The organism is Paraburkholderia kururiensis (genome assembly GCF_034424375.1).
GTDB lineage: Bacteria > Pseudomonadota > Gammaproteobacteria > Burkholderiales > Burkholderiaceae > Paraburkholderia > Paraburkholderia kururiensis_A.
This window is the reverse complement of sequence record NZ_CP139965.1, coordinates 2,516,018-2,533,118: the sequence shown is the minus strand read 5'-3', so window position 1 is coordinate 2,533,118 and position 17,101 is coordinate 2,516,018. Positions and strand designations below refer to the sequence as shown.

Genomic DNA, 17,101 nt, shown 5'->3' with positions numbered 1-17,101 from the left:
ACGGCCCCGATTTATACCGACCCGGCCCCGCGAAGTAAATGTCGCCTCACATTCTTTAACCTTTTGCGTCAGACCATTACGATGTCCGCCATCTATGTTCAGGCCGGCGTCACGCCGCGCTTGACCTGGAGTGCACTCGAAGTCTTAACCTGAGTTCCGTCATGTCGAAACCGCTGAACATTGGAGAAGTCGCCGCGCAACTGGGCGTCTCCACGCACACGCTGCGTTACTACGAGCAGGCCGGTCTGTTGCGTCCCGTGGGGCGTACCGCGGCCGGGCATCGCCTGTATTCGCCGGCCGATCTCGACTGGCTGCAATTCGTGATGCGTCTGAAGGCGACGGGCATGTCCATTGCCGGCATGCAGGCGTTTGCGGCGCTGCGCAGCCAGGGCAACGTATCGATCGGGGCACGTCGCGAGATGCTGGAAGCGCATCGCGAGGCCGTGCTCGCGCGCATCGCCGACTTGCAGACAAACCTCGAAACGATCACCGCCAAGATCGGGTTTTACGAGGAGGCCGAGCGGCACGCCCAGCAAGCCGGAAAAGGCGAGGGCAACGAGAAGCGCAATGGCGGGCGGAAAGTCACATGACGCAGAACCTCCAGCGGATAGGCCGCGGCGCTATGCCGCAAGCATCCTCCGGGGGCGAGGACGCCGTCGCCACGACGGCACGCCAATCAGGCAACTGATCACTGACCAGGAAAGGACACGCCATGCAATACGCACACGACGACCGCTACACGCGAGGCTGGAACAAGCTGAAGGAGATCGACGGCGAGGTGGGAGAGCGCGTGATCGAGGCGCTCGCGCCGGTTGCGCCCGACTTCGGGCGGCTGTTGATCGAGTTTGGCTTCGGCGACATCTACAGCCGGCCGCAGCTCGATCTGAAGTCGCGCGAGATCGCGACGATCGCCGCGCTGGCGGCCATTGGACATGCCCAGCCGCAGCTCAAGGTGCATATCGAGGCGGCGCTGAACGTCGGCTGCACGCGCGACGAGATTGTCGAGGTGTTCATGCAGATGGCGCTCTATGCCGGCTTTCCTGCGGCGCTCAATGCGCTGTTCGCTGCGCACGAGGTTTTCACGCGACGCGAGCGGGAGGCGAAGACGGTCGCGCAAGCCGCTCAGGCGGCGTGATCGCCGGGCGGCGCGCGTAACGACGCGCCTTGCCGCGCGCCGCTCAGCCTTCCTCGCGCAAATACCGCGTACTGACCCCGCGCAGATAAACGAGCAGCCCCGCACCCGCCACCATCAGGCTCGCCATGTTCGCGAACCAGAAACCTCGGGCGCCCGTGAGCCACGCGGGCGCTACACCGCCCACGTTGAAGCCGAGCGCATAGCCGCCGCAGAGACCCACGCCCCACAGCACGACCGCATAGATCACCGTGGGGATCACCACGACCTTGTAGGCGCGCAGCACGAAGGCCGTCGTCACCTGGATGGCATCGAAGAAGTGATAGCACGCCACGATCAGCACGAGCGGCATGGCCGCGGCTACGACGGCCGGGTCCGGCGTATATCCGCCGATGATGACGGGCCGCAGCGCGAGCACGATGGCGCCGTAGCACAACGCGATGGCCGCCGCCATCGTGATGCCGTGGCGCGCGAGCGCGCGGGCGTCCGCATGGCGCTGGCCGCCCAGCGCCTGGGCCACGAGCGTGGACGTCGCGATGCCGATGGAAAGCGGCGTCATGTACAGCACCGCGCCGACGTTGCCCGCGATCTGGTGGCCCGCCAGCGTCGTGGTGCCGAAGCGCGCGATGAAAAGCGCCATGAACGTGTACGAGGTCACCTCGATCAGGTACGAGAGTCCCATCGGAATGCCGAGCTTGAGCAGCTCGGCCTGGCGCCGCCATACCGGCCAGCAGAATCGCTTGAAGATGCCGAAGGGCAAAAACACGTCGAGCCGCGTCATCAGCAGCATGCCGACCGCGGCGAGCATCCAGTTGATGAGCGTGCTCGCGAGCGCGCAGCCGGGGCCGCCCAGCGGGGGTACGCCCAGCCCGCCGAAGATGAACCACGTGTTGAGCGGCACCTTCAGGATCAGCGCACCGACCTGGAGAATCATCACGAGGCGCGGCTGGCCCACCGCGTTCGTGAGCGAACTGTAGACGCGAAACGCGAGGCTCGCCGGCAGTCCGAACGAGAGAATCTTGAGGTAGCCCTCGGTGCGCTCGCGCAGCGCCGCGGGCGCATGGGCGAGATCGAGCAGCGGGCCGGGAAAGTACAGGATCGCGAAGCCGGCCACCGTCAGCGCCAGCGCAAGCCACAGTGCCTGGCGCACTTCCTCGCCGATTTCGGCTTCGCGTCGGGCGCCGTAGAGCTGTGCCGCGACGGGTTGCAGCGCGGTCAGAATGCCCGTGAGTCCGATGAAGACCGAAATGTAGATCGACGACCCGAGCCCCAGCGCCGCGAGGTCGGTGGCGGAGTAGCGGCCCACCATCGCCGTGTCGATCACACCGAACGCGATGATGGCGAGCTGGCCGATCAGCACCGGCCAGGCGAGGGCGGCGATGCGGCGTGCGTCGGCACGCAGGCTGTGCAACTGGATCGTCGAGCTCATCCTATTTGTGGCGCTTGTGCCAGGTGCGGCGCGTGACAGGCGGCTTCGGACGGTCGATGCGGACATAAAGCCGGAAGCGTTCGTCGCGGTCCGCCGCGCGCCGGCCTTCCCAGACGAGCTTCCAGACAAAGTCCGACATCGAGCTCGGCGCGCCGAAGTCCTGCGAGTCCTGACGCAGGATCACGTCGCAGTCTTCGTCGAACGAAAAATGCATGTCGCCGAAATAGGCGAAGGTGGCGATCTGGGCATCGCCGAGCCGTGCCGGCGAGATGCAGTTGTAGTCGGCGGGAAGATGGGCGGCGATCTGCTCGGCGACGTCCTTGTAGGTCCGGCTGTAGTTGACGACCGGCAGCCACAGTGTCATCAGCAGCACCCACATGAGCGTGGTGCCGCCGCTCGTCAGCACGACGCTGCGCCACAGCACCTTGGGATGCCGCGCCACGCGCCATTGCACGAGCACGAACCAGCACAGCGTGACGGCCACGGCGCAGACGAACGAGAGAATCTTGAACTCGGGCGTGAAGCCTGGCGCGTAGCGCGCGAGGTTGCGCGCGAGCGGCGCGGGGAAGCCCGTCAACGCGGCGATCCAGACCAGCCAGACCATCGTGCCGACGATGGTGAAGCTCAGCACCGCGAACCAGTCGATGGCGTTGATCGCGCCGCGCTTGAGCGTGGGCAGGGCGAACGCCGCGAACACGGCGAGCGCGGGCAGCAGCAGCATGTAGAGCCGGTTCGATTGATGGCTCTGCAGTACCACCAGCACGATGAGCGGCGCGATCACGGAAAGCGGAATTGCCACATGCGGCGCTCGGCGCAGGCCCGCCCAGCTGAACCAGGCCCAGATGGCGAGCGGCCACGCGGGCCACGTGAAGAGCGGCAGGTTCTTGGCGGCGTAACGCAGCGCCGAGCCCGGCGGACCGGCGAACGCGTTGATGCTGCCGCGCACCCACTGGTTCAGGAACCAGACGGCGTCGTCGGGGAAGCGCTGCAGCGCGGCGATGGGCCACGAAAACGCGATCACGAGCGCGAGAGGCAGGCCCGCGAGCAGCAGCCAGCGCGTGCGCACCTCCGGCGCGATGACGGCCATCGCGAAGGTGCCGATGAGGAGTGCGCCCACCAGCACGGGGTTGCTCGTCACGGCGACGAGGCCCATCGCGAGCCCCCACCAGAGCGAACCCTGGATGGGCTTGTCGATGGCACGCACGAGGCCGTACACGAGCATCGCCACGCAGACGAACTGGGCGATCTGCGGCGTGGTTTCGTGGCCGCGTTCGGCAAGGCCGAAGCAGCCGAGCAGGATCAGCAGTGCGCCGTCGGCGAGGGTGCGCCCGTAGTCGCGCGGCTCGGGCTCGCCGCCGAACGCATATTTGAACGGCTGAACCTCGGCGCGCCGGCCGAGCAGGTAGGCCGCGTACCACACGAAGGCACAGGCGGCGCAGAAGAGCAGCCCCGTGAAGACCCGCGAGGCGTTGCTCGCATCGACCCAGGGCGCGAGCGCGCGGATGGCCGCCGCGCCCAGCCAGTAGCCGACGGGACCTTCCGAGGTGATGTACTTGCCGACGAGGTTGGGCAGGAGCCAGTCGTGCGCGGTGCCGTTGGCCATCGTCCACATCACGCCGAAGCCCGCCGCGTCCTCGTTCTTCCACGGATCGCGCCCGAAGAGCCCGAAAGACGCGTAGACGATGCAAATGGTGAGCAGCAGCCAGCGCGGCAGGGCGCTCGTGGCGGAAGCGGTGAGACGGACGACAGGCTTCATGCAGTGTGCGGTGATTGGATGGGCGCCCGGGCCGGTGACGAACGGGCCGACCCGCCGGGAAGGGACAACGACGGCAACAGAGGCAGGCCCGGCTGACGGGACAGCGTCGATGAAGGCGAGCGCAGCAGGCCGCCTCGCGCGAGCATCCGGCATTGTAGTCGGGGCTGCCCGCGTGCGTCACGGTGGTGCAGGTGATGCGCGGTGCCGCTCAACACGAGGTAAGGGCACCGGTAAGGCAGCGGTAAGACAAAACCGCCCGACGACAAAAAAGGGCAGCGTGCGCTGCCCTTTTGCGGTTCGGACCCGGCGGTAAGAGCCGGCATCGCAGGCGATCCTGCTTCGCTTACTTGGCGACCTTGCCCGTGGCGCGCGAACCGAACTTCTTGTTGAACTTCTCGACGCGGCCGGCCGTGTCCATGATCTTTTGCTGACCCGTGTAGAACGGGTGCGATTCCGAGGACACTTCGATCTTCGCAAGCGGGTAGGTCTTGCCGTTGAACTCGGCGGTTTCGCGCGTCTGGATGGTGGAGCGCGTCACGAAACGGAAGTCGTTCGACACGTCGATGAACAGAACTTCGCGGTAATCCGGATGAATGCCTTTCTTCATGGTCTTTCCTTTAGTCTGGCGGTAGCCAACCCGCGTGCCGCGACGAGGCGCCGTGCTTCGGCATTCCCGATCGCCGGCAGTTCGGCGCGAGCCACTTGCCTAAGGTCGAAAAGCGGCGATTATGCCAGAAAATCAGATGCTTGGCGACTTTTTTGGCGGCCAGTCGCGCGCGGGCCGGGCTTTCGGACGCCTCACCGTGCCTCCAGCGCGCCCACCTTCGCCGGATCCTGCCGGTAATAGCGCGCGAGCAGCCGGTAAAGCTCGGGATACTCGGCCTCGAACGCCTTCGGTTTGACGAAGAGGGCCTCGCTACAGACGGCGAAAAACTCCGACGGATGGTCCGACGCATAAGGATCGATCAGCGAATCGCGCTCGAAGCGCGCCCAGCGCCGCTCGGGCACCGCGTCCACCTTTGCGCAAAACTGGTCGTAGGCGTGGTCGAAGACATCGGACCACGCCTGCGCGTCGAGCGGCGCGTGCCAGCGTCTGAAGAGAGGCGGGTGGCCGTCGGCCTCGCCGGTCAGCATGTCGATCTTGTGCGCGAACTCGTGGATCACGACGTTGTAGGCGTCGGCGCCGTCCGTCATCTGCGCGTCTTCCCACGAAAGAATCACGGGACCGCCTTCCCAGGCCTCGCCGCTCGCGTCGTGCTCGACTTCGTGGACGATGCCGGCTTCGTCCTCCACCGTCTTGCGGATGACGAACTCGCCCGGATACACGATCACGCCCACCCAGCCGCGATACAGGTCGAGGCTCAGGTTCAGCACCGGCAGCGACGCCTGGGCCGCGATGGCGACCGTCATTTCGTCGGTGAGTTCGAGGTCGTGCGCCGTGGAAAACTCTTTCTGGGCAAGGAAGAGGCTTGTCAGTTCGCGCAGCCGTTCGAGGTCCGCCGCGTCGAGATGCGAGAGGAAGGGGAGCCCGTCGAGCGTCTTGCGCCACAGCGCGTCGGAAATGGCATGCGTGCGCAGTGCGCGATCGCGGCGGCGCGTGTCCAGCCATTGCGTGAATTTCGAAAGCATCGGGTGGGCTTGTCCGGTCGGTGCTGTAACGGTTGGTTTAGTCGATCTGCTTTTGCCACGCCGCGAAGAGTCCGCCGCACACGGCCACGCCGATCAGGAAGTAAAACCCGTCCAGCGACGTGAGGAAGCTCGCCTGCCGTACGACGAGCCGGCCCACTTCCGCTACGGCAAGCGTGTGCGCTTCGCCTGCCGTGCGGCCGGCCGATTCGAAGGCTTGTGTCAGCGCACCGAGCGCATCGCGAAAAAGCGGGTTGAACGGCGTGGCGACTTCCGCGAGCCGTGTGCGATGCAACGCGTCGCGATGCCGCTCGACGACGATGACCGACGTGGTGGCGAACGAAATCGTGAGTTGCCTCACGATGTTCTTCAGCCGGTAGCCGTGCGTGAATTCGTCGATGGCGAATATTCTAAACGTGAGATTGGCCACCGGCAGCACGATGAAGAGCAGCAGCAGACCGCGCAGGAGCAGCGGCGCCACGAGCGCCGCTTCGCTTGCGTCGGGCGTCATGCGCGTCATTGAAAACGCCGCGAGCGCGGCGACGGCGAAACCCGAGACGATCAGCCACTTCTTGCGCGGCAACAGCTTCGCGTAACGCAGATACGCGAACAGCGCGCTCGCCGAGATCAGCGAGGTCATGCCAACGAGCCGGCCTGCGTTCTCGACGGGATAGCCGAGGCCGCTTTCGAGAAAGCGCGAGACCAGATAACTGAAGCCCGTCGACTCGTAGTAGTAGAGGACGTAAAGCGCGAGGCCCACCTGAAACGTCTTTTCGCGCAAGGCATGCAGACGCATGAGCGGCGCCGGATGGTGCCATTGATGCCAGGCAAACCAGCCGAGTGCGCCGATTCCCGCCACGGTGAGCGCGATGAGCGCAGGCGACGCGCTGAAGAGTTCGAAGCGCAACTGCTGCATCACGATCTGGAGTGCGCCCTGCGCGAAGGCGAAGACGAGGTAGGGCCAGAAATGCGCGTCGCCGCGTGCTTCGGCTTGCAAGCCGCCGGTGTCCGGCAGGCAGACGAGGGCGCAGCCCGCGAACAGCACACCCGCGGGCGCCGTGCAGGCGAACAGCGCGCGCCAGCCGAAATTCGCCACCAGCAGCCCGCCCGCGAGCGGTGCGAGTGCGCTCGACAGCACGATCAGGATCAGAAAGGCGCGCGTTGCGGCGGGGCGCTCTCGCGGCGTAAAGCTCATCTGGATGAGAATGCGGCAGGCGCCCATCATCGGCCCGATGAAATAGCCTTGAAAGCCGCGCGCAATGGCCAGTTCCACCGAACTCTCCGCAAGCGACGCCGCGACGGCGCCGCACGCGTAGAGCAGCATGCAGCCGGCCACATAGCGGCGGTTGCCAAGGCGCTCCACCCACCATTGCTGTTGCAGGATGCCGAGCACCGCCGCGACGGCGTAGGCGGACGACGACCACACGAGTTCGTCCGGCGACGCATTGACGCCGCCCGCGATGTAGCTGGCGAAGAACGAGAAGATCGCGTTGTCGAAATAGTCGAGGCCCGTGACGACGGCGAGCACCCACGGGAAAAAGTCGCCCCGCAGCGTGTCTATGCCGAACGCGCCGACGAGGTCCCATCGCGGGAGCCGGAATGCTCGGGACGTCACGGCTTACAGGCCCTCGTCCGCGGCCCTCTTGCGCGCAGTGCCGCGTGCGGCTTCTGCGGATCGTCGTGCCGGTGTCGGTGTGCGCCGTTTTGCCCCGAGTGCACGGCGTTCGTCGAGCAGCGCGTCCGCGTTCTCGCCGGCAAGACGCCGTTCGACATAGTCGAGATCGCGAACCAGTTCAGTCTTGAGCGCCTGCGCTTCCTTCAGCTCGCGGCGCACCGCGTCGATGCGCGCATCCAGCGCGGCCACCTGTTGGCTGAGCCCGTCACGAATCTCGCGTAGCGACTCGTTGGAGTAGCGACGCCGACCGCCTTCAGCCGGCTCGAGCGGACGCTTCAGCATCTCCGTGATGCCGCTCAGCGAAAAGCCGAGCGAGCGCAGTCTCAGGATGCGGCCGAACCGATCGAGATCGTCCTCGCTGTAGAGGCGATAGCGCCCGTCGCTACGCGCGGGCGTGACGAGGCCGCGCTCCTCGTAGTACTTGAGCGTGCGTGGCGTGACGTTGAGCCGGTGGGCGGCGTCGCGGACGGTGAGGAGGGCAGGCATTTCGCTGGACATGAGCGGCGGCTACCGGGCGAGGAGTCGCGCGGGCGTGGTGTGTACGATCGCCACATTGTAGCAAAACGTGAACGTTCACGTACAGGTTGGAACGAGCGGGCAGTGATTGTTGCCATCGTGTCGCCGGCACACACAAAAGCAAACGCCCGCGCGAGGCGGGCGTTCAAGGAATGCGATAGGTGAGGCGCGCGCCGATCAGCCGCCGCGCCGCATCATCTCGAAGAACTCTGCGTTGCTCTTCGTCTGGCGGATCTTGTCGAGCAGGAATTCCATCGCCTCGACTTCGTCCATGTCGTGGATGAACTTGCGCAGTACCCAGATCTTCTGGAGGATGTCCGGCTTGATCAGCAGCTCTTCGCGGCGCGTACCGGACTTGTTGAGGTTGATGGACGGATAGACGCGCTTTTCCGCGAGGCGTCGCTCCAGGTGCACTTCCATGTTGCCCGTGCCCTTGAACTCTTCGTAGATCACGTCGTCCATGCGGCTGCCGGTTTCTATGAGCGCCGTGCCGATGATGGTGAGCGAGCCGCCTTCCTCGATGTTGCGCGCCGCGCCGAAGAAGCGCTTCGGGCGTTGCAGCGCATTGGCGTCGACACCGCCTGTAAGCACCTTGCCCGAAGCCGGTACCACGGTGTTGTAGGCGCGTGCAAGGCGCGTGATGGAGTCGAGCAGAATCACCACGTCATGCTTCATTTCGACGAGACGCTTGGCCTTCTCGATCACCATTTCGGCGACCTGCACGTGGCGCGCGGCCGGTTCGTCGAACGTGGAGGCGATCACTTCGCCCGCCACCGAACGCTGCATTTCCGTCACTTCCTCGGGGCGCTCGTCGATCAACAGCACGAACAGCACGACGTCCGGATGGTTCTGCTTGATCGCGTGCGCGATGTGCTGAAGCATCACCGTCTTGCCTGACTTAGGCGAGGCAACCAGAAGGCCGCGCTGACCCTTGCCGATGGGTGCGATCATGTCGATGATGCGGCCCGTTACGTTCTCCTCACCGCGCATTTCGCGTTCGAGCAGCAGCACCTTGTTCGGGTGCAGCGGCGTGAGGTTCTCGAACATGATCTTGTGTTTGGAGGCCTCGGGCGGCTGACCGTTGACCTTGTCCACCTTCACGAGCGCAAAGTAGCGTTCGCCGTCTTTCGGTGTACGCACTTCCCCTTCGATGGTGTCCCCGGTGTGCAGGTTGAAGCGGCGGATCTGCGACGGGCTGATGTAGATGTCGTCCGTGCTCGCGAGGTACGAGGTTTCCGGCGAGCGCAGGAAACCGAAGCCGTCCGGCAGCACCTCGAGCGTGCCGTCGCCGAAAATCGTTTCGCCCGTCTTGGCGCGCTTCTTGAGAATCGCGAACATGAGTTCCTGCTTGCGCAGGCGGTTCGCCGCTTCGATCTCGAGGCCATTGGCCATCTCGATCAGTTCGGACACGTGCAGGGACTTGAGCTCGGATAAATGCATACGGAGAACCCGTCGGGGAGGAATGCGACGAAATGAAATATGGGAGGAGGGTGAGCGGAACCGCTCAAGGACTTAGGCGCCTGTCCGACGCCTTATTGATTCTAGCATAGCACACGCGAAAATCCGCCTGCGCGGCAGACGGACATGTTGTCATTGCGCGTGTTGCCGGCTGACAACACGCGCAATGACTCGCGCAACGCGCGTATCAGGCGCTTAGAGGTGGCTGTCGAGGAACGCGGTGAGCTGGGACTTCGACAGCGCCCCTACCTTTTGTGCCGCAACGGCACCGTTCTTGAAGAGGATCAACGTCGGAATGCCGCGCACGCCGAACTTGACCGGCGTCGATTGATGTTCGTCCACGTTGATCTTCGCGATCTGCAGACGGTCGCCGTAATCCTTCGCGACCTCGTCGAGAATCGGCGCAATCATCTTGCAGGGACCACACCACTCGGCCCAGAAGTCGAGCAGCACCGGCTTGTCGGACTTGACGACGTCCTGCTCGAACGATGCGTCGGTAATGTGCTTGATTTGTTCGCTCATTGTGTGAATACCTCTTTAGGATCGAGGCTTGCCAAAAGTGTCCGCCACGATACACCAAAACTGAAAAGACGTCCGTTCGCGCCGCTGTCGAGATCAGGCCGAAAGCGCTTGCGATATAAAAAGCGCTGACGTCGGATTCGCGCGAAGAACCTTGAATTCCAGCGGCTTTGCCGGTATTTGCAGCGCCAGTGTAGCCTAAATTGCTATGTGCTGCCGGTGGTGATAGTACTCATGCCGACGGTAGGGTCACCGACGTTTTGATGCCGCGGCGAAGCCTGTCTGGTGGCGTCCGCAGCGGATACAAGAGTGCCCGTTCTCAGCGGGTAAAACATGTTTCGACGCGAGAGCAGTCGCGTTGTGCGGCCACCGATGCTAGAATGCGACGTGACGGGCCTCCTCGCATGGAGGGGCGGTCAACCTGGTCAGGTCGGGAACGAAGCAGCCACAGCCGTTTTCCGCCAGTGCCGAGGGTCAGGCTCGTCACCTTCCTCTTTTCTTTTTTGTATCTTCCCGGTTGTTTCGCGCGTGTTTGTTCGCGTCATTTCCAGCGCGCCGTTTTCAACGATTTCCCGCCGCACCCCCACACGTTTTCGTCACCGTTTTTCGCACCTGTCCAGCGATTGCTTTCGCGCGATATCACGCCGCTGATTCGCCGGCTCTGCGTTTCGGGCGGGGCATTTCTCGCAGGCCCATGGTATTCGCCCTGTATCATCCGCGGCTGCCGCGCCTCGCGTGCTGCGGTCGGCCGGCGTGACGCCGCGCCGCCGGGCGCGGGCTGGTCTTTGCGCCCCTGGGTTGCTGATACAATTTCCCGATGACCTATCAAGTTCTCGCACGCAAGTGGCGGCCGAAGGATTTCGCTTCGCTCGTCGGACAGGAGCACGTGGTGCGCGCGCTCACGCACGCGCTCGACGGCGGACGGCTGCATCACGCCTATCTGTTTACCGGAACGCGTGGTGTGGGCAAGACCACGCTCTCGCGGATCTTCGCGAAGGCGCTCAATTGCGAGACCGGCGTGACGGCGACGCCGTGCGGCGTGTGCCGCGCGTGCCGGGAAATCGACGAGGGGCGCTTCGTCGACTACGTGGAAATGGACGCGGCGAGTAATCGCGGTGTGGACGAAATGGCGGCGCTGCTCGAGCGCGCCGTCTATGCGCCGGTGGATGCGCGCTTCAAGGTCTATATGATCGACGAAGTGCACATGCTCACGAACCACGCGTTCAACGCGATGTTGAAGACGCTCGAAGAACCGCCGCCGCACGTCAAGTTCATCCTCGCCACGACGGACCCGCAGAAGATTCCCGTGACGGTGCTCTCGCGCTGTCTGCAGTTCAACCTTAAGCAGATGCCGGCCGGCCATATCGTGTCGCATCTGGAGCGCATCCTCGGCGAGGAGCAGGTCGCATTCGAACCGCAGGCGCTACGCTTGCTCGCGCGTGCCGCGGACGGCTCGATGCGCGATGCGCTTTCGCTCACCGACCAGGCCATCGCGTATTCCGCGAACCAGGTGACCGAAGAGGCGGTGCGCGGCATGCTCGGCGCGCTCGACCAGAGCTATCTGGTTCGCCTCATCGACGCGCTGATAGAAGGCGACGGCGCCGCCGTGCTCGCGATCGCCGACGAAATGTCGTCGCGCAGCCTGTCGTTCTCCACCGCGCTGCAGGATCTCGCGGGCTTGCTGCATCGCGTGGCGTGGGCGCAGTTCGCGCCGTCGTCGGTGCTCGACGAATGGCCCGAAGCGGCGGACTTGCGACGCTTTGCCGAAGCACTGAGTCCCGAGGCCGTGCAGCTTTTCTACCAGATCGCGACGATCGGCCGAAGCGAGCTTGGGCTCGCTCCCGACGAATACGCGGGCTTCACGATGACGCTGCTGCGCATGCTGGCCTTCGAGCCCGCTGCAAACGGAACAGGGGGCGGCGGGACGGGCGGCGCCCGCGCCGTGAAACCCGCGTCGGCTGGCACGAACGGCCCGCGTTCGACGACCCCTGCCATGGCGACGGGCGCGCAAGCCGCGGCGCCGGCTGCCATGCAGTCGTCGGTTTCGGCGCCTTCGTCTACGGTTACGGCTACGCGCGCCGGAACCGCTTCTCCGGCAACCGCCGACGTTCCACTACAAGCGACCGACCTGTCCACGCAGGCGCCTGCCGTTGCCCCGCCGTGGGAAACCGAGATCGAGGCAACCGCAACCTCCGCCGCCCACGGGGAGGCGCAAGCAACTGAGGCTGCAAGCGACGACACACCGCTCGACGCTGCGCCTCGTGCGCCCGAGGTCATCACGCCGGGGAGTGCCTCCATTGCAGACGCGCCCGCTGCCTCGAGCGAGCGGTCCGAGCCAGCGCGGACGCCCGCACCGGCCGCCGCGCCGCGCCGCGGTGGTGCGAGCGCAGCGCTCGACGTGCTGCGCAACGCCGGCATGAAGGTATCGACCGACCGCAGCCGCTCCGTCGCCGCCTCAGCGGGGGGCGCTTCAACGCCCACATCGAAGCCTGTCGCACAGTCTTCCGCTCAGCCCGCGCCCGAACGTAAGCCCGCTGCGCCTCGCGTCAACGTTCCGGTTCCCGCGCCGGCCGCATCGCGGCGCGCCGAAGAGGCGTCGCCGTCGGGCGCCCGCGCGCAGGTGCAAGATGCAAGCGACGCCGCTCCGTCGATGCCGCCGTGGGACGACATCCCGCCTGACGACTACCTGCCCGCCGGCGCCGAGGACGCGTACTTCGCGCCTGTCGACGACAACGACGACCGGTTCATGCCCGTATTCGACAGTGAGCCGGGCTACCCGCCGTCAGGCAACGCGAAGCCGGCTTCAGCCGCACCCGCCGCTCCGCCCGTGATCGACGTGAGCCAGTTGCCGCCCGGCATCGCGCTCGACGCCATCGGCTTTGTCGGCGACTGGCCCGCGCTCGCCGTCGGCCTGGCGCTCAAAGGCATCTCATATCAGCTCGCGTTCAATAGCGAACTCACGGCGCTCGACGGCACCACGCTCAAGCTCAGCGTGCCGGTGCCGCAGTATGCCGAGGCCACGCAGGTCGCCAAACTGAAGGCCGCGCTTGCCGAGCGGCTCGGCAAGCCGGTCGAGGTGCTGGTCGAGGTAGGCCCTGCGCGTCGCACGGCCGCCGCGCTCGATGCGGCCGCGCGTGCCCAGCGTCAGCGCGACGCCGAGCGCGAGATCGGCGCCGCCCCGTTCGTGCAGCAATTGATCCGCGAGTTCGGCGCGAGCATCGTGCCGGGTTCCATCCGGCCCATCGTGCCGGACGCAGGCATGGGCGCCAGCGGCGCGTCGGCCGGCCACTAACCCCTGAGCCTTGCCGCGCGCGAGGCGTCCCGTTTTCGAATCCACAGAATCCACAAGGAGCAGTGACCATGATGAAAGGCCAACTCGCCGGGCTCATGAAGCAGGCCCAGCAGATGCAGGAAAACATGAAGAAGATGCAGGAGCAGCTCGCGCAGATCGAAGTGGAAGGGCAGTCCGGCGCGGGCCTCGTGAAGGTGACGATGACGTGCCGCAACGATGTGCGTCGCGTCTCGATCGACCCGAGCCTGCTTGCCGACGACAAGGACATGCTGGAAGACCTCGTCGCCGCCGCCTTCAACGACGCCGTGCGTAAGGCCGAAGCCACCACGCAGGAGAAGATGGGTGGCATGACCTCCGGTCTGCCGCTGCCGCCGGGCTTCAAGCTGCCGTTCTGAGGCGCACGCCAAGCGGAACCGATTTCGCATGAAGCAACCATCCGCCCTCGCAGCGCTCGTCGAAGCGCTGCGTGCGCTGCCCGGCGTCGGACCGAAGTCCGCGCAGCGCATGGCGTACCACCTGATGCAGCACGACCTGGAAGGCGCGGAGAAGCTCGGCCGCGCGCTGCTGTTTGCGACCGAGCATCTGCAGCACTGCGAGAAGTGCAACACCTTCACCGAAGCGCGCATCTGCGAGGTCTGCAGCGATGCCGAGCGTGATCCGACGCTGTTGTGCGTCGTCGAAACGCCCGCCGACCAGATCATGCTCGAACAGACCATGACCTATCGCGGCCTGTACTTCGTGCTGATGGGGCGGCTGAGTCCGCTCGACGGCATCGGTCCGAAGGAAATCCATTTCGATCGGCTCGTGAAGCGCGCGTCGGACGGCGTCGTCAAGGAAGTCGTGCTTGCCACCAACTTCACGAACGAAGGCGAGGCGACCGCGCACTACCTGGGGCAGACGCTCAAGGCGCGCGGTCTCGCGGTGACGCGGCTCGCGCGCGGCGTGCCGGTGGGCGGCGAACTCGAGTACGTGGACGCCGGCACGATCGCGCGCGCGATGCTCGACAGACGCTCGCTTTAGCGGTGCAACCGGCGCTGCCTGCGGCGCCGCTAACGCGACCCGCCTGCGCTGCGACGGCGCCGCGAGAAAACGCCGCGCCAGATAGGCACCCGCAGAAGGCACCCGCAGTCGTCGCCAGACCTTCGCGCCGGACATCACCCAGAGACACAAGACAGATGAGCGCAGCCTCCCCCCAATCCCCGCAGCATCCCGCCGCTCACGACGAGGGCGCCACGCAGCACGCCACCGCTGCCGCCGGCAAGCCGAGCGGGCCGCTCGCCGGCGTCAAGGTGCTCGAACTCGGTACGCTGATCGCAGGCCCCTTCGCAGCGCGGCTCCTTGGCGAGTTCGGCGCGGACGTCGTGAAGATCGAAGACCCGAAGGGCGGCGATCCGCTGCGCAAGTGGCGCAAGCTTTATCCCGAGGTAGGCGGCACCTCGTTGTGGTGGGCCGTGCAGGCGCGCAACAAGAAGTCCGTGACGGTGAATCTCAAGGCCGAGGAGGGCAAGGAGATCGTGCGTCGTCTCGCGCGCGAAGCCGACATCGTGGTGGAAAACTTCCGGCCCGGCCTGCTCGAAAAGCTGGGCCTTGGTTACGACGTGCTCTGCAAAAACAACCCCGGCCTTGTGATGGTGCGCCTTTCCGGTTACGGGCAGACCGGCCCGTATCGCGACCGCCCCGGCTTTGGTGCGATCGCCGAATCGATGGGCGGGCTGCGCCACATCACGGGCTACCCCGATCTGCCGCCGCCGCGCATCGGCATTTCGATCGGCGATTCGATCGCGGCGCTGCACGGCGTGATCGGCGCGCTGATGGCGCTGCATCATCGCCAGGTCAACGGCGGCAAGGGACAGGTGGTCGACGTCGCGCTCTACGAAGCGGTCTTCAACATGATGGAGAGCGTGGTGCCCGAATACGGGCTTTACGGCATGGTGCGCGAGCGCACCGGCGCATCGCTGCCGGGCATCGTGCCGTCCAACACCTACCCTTGCCGCGACGGCAGCATCGTGATCGGCGGCAACAGCGATCCGATCTTTCGTCGCCTGATGCTGGCCATTGGCCGCGACGACCTCGCCAACGATCCGGCGCTCGCGCATAACGACGGCCGTGTGCCGCGCACCGCCGAAATCGACGGCGCGATCGCGGCGTGGCTCGCGAGCCGCACGATCGACGAGGCGCTCGCGGTGCTGAACGAAGCCGAGGTGCCGGCGGGCCGCATCTACAGCGTCGCCGACATGTTCACCGACCCGCAGTACATCGCGCGCCAGATGATTCAGCGCTTCAAGTGGCAGGACGGCGTGGAGGTGGCGCTGCCCGCCGTGACGCCCCGCTTCTCCGAGACGCCGGGCGAGACGCGCTGGCTCGGCCCGCAGCTCGGCGAGCATACCGACGAAGTGCTGCGCGGCCTGGGTTACGACGCGAATCGCATCGCGCAACTGCGGGAGCGGCACGTCATTTGATGGGCCAAAGCGCGAGCCTGCGAGACGGGCGTGGGGCGAAAGTCCGCGACAAAACGTCGAGACGGAATCCGTCCTCGCGTGCGTCGAAGAGAACCGCCCGGCGCCCCCTCACATCTCGATGACGATCTTCCCCGTGACGCGCCGCGAGGCCATGTCGGCCAGCGCGCGCGGCGTATCGGCGAGCGCATGGCGCGCCGAAATGTGCGGCCGCAGCTTGCCGGCCTTCATCCACTCGAACATCTGCGCGAACGCCGCCGCATTGCGGTGCGGCTCCCGCTTCGCGAACTCGCCCCACGCGACGCCCACCACGCTCGCGCTCTTGAGCAGCGCGAGATTGAGCGGCAGTTTCGGAATCTCGCCGTTGGCGAAGCCCACCACCAGATGTCGGCCGCGCCACGCGATGCTGCGAAACGCGGGCTCCGTATAGACGCCGCCGACGGGGTCGTAGATCACGTCCGGTCCCTTGCCGTCGGTCAGTTCGCGGATGCGCGCGCGCAGGTCGTCGCGTGCATAGTTGAGCGTGGCGTCCGCGCCGTGAGCGGTGCAGACGGCGAGCTTCTCGTCCGTGGAGGCCGCCGCGATCACGCGCGCGCCGATCGCCTTGCCGATCTCGACCGCCGCGAGCCCCACGCCGCCCGCCGCGCCCAGCACGAGCATCGTTTCGCCAGGCTGCAGCGCGGCACGGTCCACCACCGCGTGATGCGAGGTGCCGTACGCCAGCATGAACGCTGCGGCCGTCGCGAACTCGGCGTCGTCGGGCAAGGGCATGCAGGCCGAAGCCGGCGCCGCCACCTGCTCGGCAAATCCGCCGTAGCCTATGAACGCGACCACACGCGTGCCGGGCGCGAGCGTGACGCCTTCTCCCGCCGCGCGCACCACGCCGGCTACCTCTGCGCCGGGCGTGAACGGCAGCGGCGGCTTCACCTGGTATTTGTTCTCGATGATCAGCACGTCCGGAAAATTGACGCTCGCCGCTTTCACGTCGATCACGACGTGGCCCGGCGGCGGCAACAGATCGGGCAATTCCTCAAGCGTGAGCGTTGCGGGCGGGCCGTACTTTTTGCAGCGTATTGCGCGCATGACGTCTCCTCACAGTGCAGGCGAATGTCGGACAGGCAGTGTACGGCATGGCGAACGGACGTGCGCTTTCGCGCCGGTGCGAATCGCCGGAAGACGGGACGTCTGCGCGGCGATGCGCGGGCAGCGGCGCGGCAAGCTGTGTCGTTCGCGTGCCTTCTT

The 17,101-nt window shown here is 65.9% G+C and carries 15 protein-coding genes and 1 other RNA gene; 7 read left to right on the top strand and 9 right to left on the bottom strand.

Translation table 11 applies throughout. The annotated features are described in order from the left end of the window. Positions 1-161 precede the first annotated feature (161 nt). Both U0042_RS11330 and U0042_RS11325 read left to right on the top strand, forming a co-directional pair. Positions 162-590 (top strand): MerR family transcriptional regulator, encoded by a 429-nt coding sequence (locus U0042_RS11330; protein ID WP_114810768.1) that lies wholly within the window; start codon positions 162-164, stop codon positions 588-590. A 122-nt stretch (positions 591-712) separates the two neighbouring features. Beyond that, positions 713-1,135 (top strand): carboxymuconolactone decarboxylase family protein, encoded by a 423-nt coding sequence (locus U0042_RS11325; protein ID WP_114810769.1) that lies wholly within the window; start codon positions 713-715, stop codon positions 1,133-1,135. A 43-nt stretch (positions 1,136-1,178) separates the two neighbouring features. Here U0042_RS11325 and U0042_RS11320 read toward each other — a convergent pair whose 3' ends face one another. From U0042_RS11320 to trxA, 8 genes are all read right to left on the bottom strand, one after another. Continuing rightward, positions 1,179-2,534, bottom strand: a complete 1,356-nt coding sequence (locus U0042_RS11320) for an MATE family efflux transporter (RefSeq protein ID WP_114810958.1) — start codon at positions 2,532-2,534, stop codon at positions 1,179-1,181. Positions 2,535-2,562: 28 nt separating this feature from the next. After that, positions 2,563-4,317 (bottom strand): ArnT family glycosyltransferase, encoded by a 1,755-nt coding sequence (locus U0042_RS11315; RefSeq protein WP_114810770.1) that lies wholly within the window; start codon positions 4,315-4,317, stop codon positions 2,563-2,565. 343 nt (positions 4,318-4,660) lie between these two features. Then, positions 4,661-4,924 (bottom strand): type B 50S ribosomal protein L31, encoded by a 264-nt coding sequence (locus U0042_RS11310; RefSeq protein ID WP_017773745.1) that lies wholly within the window; start codon positions 4,922-4,924, stop codon positions 4,661-4,663. A 191-nt stretch (positions 4,925-5,115) separates the two neighbouring features. Further along, positions 5,116-5,946, bottom strand: coding sequence for a M90 family metallopeptidase (locus U0042_RS11305; protein ID WP_114810771.1), 831 nt, complete (start codon positions 5,944-5,946; stop codon positions 5,116-5,118). A gap of 37 nt (positions 5,947-5,983) precedes the next feature. After that, entirely contained in the window at positions 5,984-7,504 is a 1,521-nt protein-coding gene (locus tag U0042_RS11300; RefSeq protein ID WP_114810959.1) for an MFS transporter, read from the bottom strand. A gap of 57 nt (positions 7,505-7,561) precedes the next feature. Continuing rightward, positions 7,562-8,116, bottom strand: a complete 555-nt coding sequence (locus U0042_RS11295) for a MerR family transcriptional regulator (RefSeq protein WP_114810772.1) — start codon at positions 8,114-8,116, stop codon at positions 7,562-7,564. 195 nt (positions 8,117-8,311) lie between these two features. Then, positions 8,312-9,574 carry a transcription termination factor Rho gene (gene rho / locus U0042_RS11290; RefSeq protein ID WP_114810773.1) on the bottom strand — a complete coding sequence of 421 codons (1,263 nt, stop codon included), beginning with the start codon at positions 9,572-9,574 and terminating at the stop codon, positions 8,312-8,314. Positions 9,575-9,787: 213 nt separating this feature from the next. Then, positions 9,788-10,114 (bottom strand): thioredoxin TrxA, encoded by a 327-nt coding sequence (trxA, locus tag U0042_RS11285; protein WP_017773749.1) that lies wholly within the window; start codon positions 10,112-10,114, stop codon positions 9,788-9,790. Between the two features lie 386 nt (positions 10,115-10,500). On the opposite strand from trxA, the gene ffs reads away from it, so the two are divergent. From ffs to U0042_RS11260, 5 genes are all read left to right on the top strand, one after another. Then, positions 10,501-10,599: signal recognition particle sRNA small type (gene ffs, locus U0042_RS11280), an RNA gene on the top strand. Between the two features lie 329 nt (positions 10,600-10,928). Beyond that, entirely contained in the window at positions 10,929-13,403 is a 2,475-nt protein-coding gene (locus tag U0042_RS11275) for a DNA polymerase III subunit gamma/tau (protein WP_114810774.1), read from the top strand. 68 nt (positions 13,404-13,471) lie between these two features. After that, on the top strand, positions 13,472-13,798 hold the full coding sequence (locus tag U0042_RS11270) for a YbaB/EbfC family nucleoid-associated protein (RefSeq protein WP_017773751.1): 327 nt from the start codon (positions 13,472-13,474) through the stop codon (positions 13,796-13,798). 28 nt (positions 13,799-13,826) lie between these two features. After that, on the top strand, positions 13,827-14,423 hold the full coding sequence (gene recR, locus U0042_RS11265) for a recombination mediator RecR (RefSeq protein WP_114810775.1): 597 nt from the start codon (positions 13,827-13,829) through the stop codon (positions 14,421-14,423). Positions 14,424-14,578: 155 nt separating this feature from the next. Continuing rightward, positions 14,579-15,862 carry a CaiB/BaiF CoA transferase family protein gene (locus U0042_RS11260; RefSeq protein WP_114810776.1) on the top strand — a complete coding sequence of 428 codons (1,284 nt, stop codon included), beginning with the start codon at positions 14,579-14,581 and terminating at the stop codon, positions 15,860-15,862. Between the two features lie 108 nt (positions 15,863-15,970). Here U0042_RS11260 and U0042_RS11255 read toward each other — a convergent pair whose 3' ends face one another. Continuing rightward, positions 15,971-16,942 (bottom strand): NADPH:quinone oxidoreductase family protein, encoded by a 972-nt coding sequence (locus tag U0042_RS11255; RefSeq protein ID WP_114810777.1) that lies wholly within the window; start codon positions 16,940-16,942, stop codon positions 15,971-15,973. Positions 16,943-17,101 lie beyond the last annotated feature (159 nt).

What these genes read in the sequence shown, in the direction of transcription:
- U0042_RS11315 (WP_114810770.1), bottom strand. Translation starts at nt 4,317, where the DNA reads ATGAAGCCTGTCGTCCGTCTCACCGCTTCCGCCACGAGCGCCCTGCCG.
- U0042_RS11305 (WP_114810771.1), bottom strand. Translation starts at nt 5,946, where the DNA reads ATGCTTTCGAAATTCACGCAATGGCTGGACACGCGCCGCCGCGATCGC.
- U0042_RS11270 (WP_017773751.1), top strand. Translation starts at nt 13,472, where the DNA reads ATGATGAAAGGCCAACTCGCCGGGCTCATGAAGCAGGCCCAGCAGATG.
- U0042_RS11310 (WP_017773745.1), bottom strand. Translation starts at nt 4,924, where the DNA reads ATGAAGAAAGGCATTCATCCGGATTACCGCGAAGTTCTGTTCATCGAC.
- recR (WP_114810775.1), top strand. Translation starts at nt 13,827, where the DNA reads ATGAAGCAACCATCCGCCCTCGCAGCGCTCGTCGAAGCGCTGCGTGCG.
- U0042_RS11275 (WP_114810774.1), top strand. Translation starts at nt 10,929, where the DNA reads ATGACCTATCAAGTTCTCGCACGCAAGTGGCGGCCGAAGGATTTCGCT.
- U0042_RS11295 (WP_114810772.1), bottom strand. Translation starts at nt 8,116, where the DNA reads ATGTCCAGCGAAATGCCTGCCCTCCTCACCGTCCGCGACGCCGCCCAC.
- U0042_RS11255 (WP_114810777.1), bottom strand. Translation starts at nt 16,942, where the DNA reads ATGCGCGCAATACGCTGCAAAAAGTACGGCCCGCCCGCAACGCTCACG.
- rho (WP_114810773.1), bottom strand. Translation starts at nt 9,574, where the DNA reads ATGCATTTATCCGAGCTCAAGTCCCTGCACGTGTCCGAACTGATCGAG.
- U0042_RS11325 (WP_114810769.1), top strand. Translation starts at nt 713, where the DNA reads ATGCAATACGCACACGACGACCGCTACACGCGAGGCTGGAACAAGCTG.
- U0042_RS11260 (WP_114810776.1), top strand. Translation starts at nt 14,579, where the DNA reads ATGAGCGCAGCCTCCCCCCAATCCCCGCAGCATCCCGCCGCTCACGAC.
- U0042_RS11330 (WP_114810768.1), top strand. Translation starts at nt 162, where the DNA reads ATGTCGAAACCGCTGAACATTGGAGAAGTCGCCGCGCAACTGGGCGTC.
- trxA (WP_017773749.1), bottom strand. Translation starts at nt 10,114, where the DNA reads ATGAGCGAACAAATCAAGCACATTACCGACGCATCGTTCGAGCAGGAC.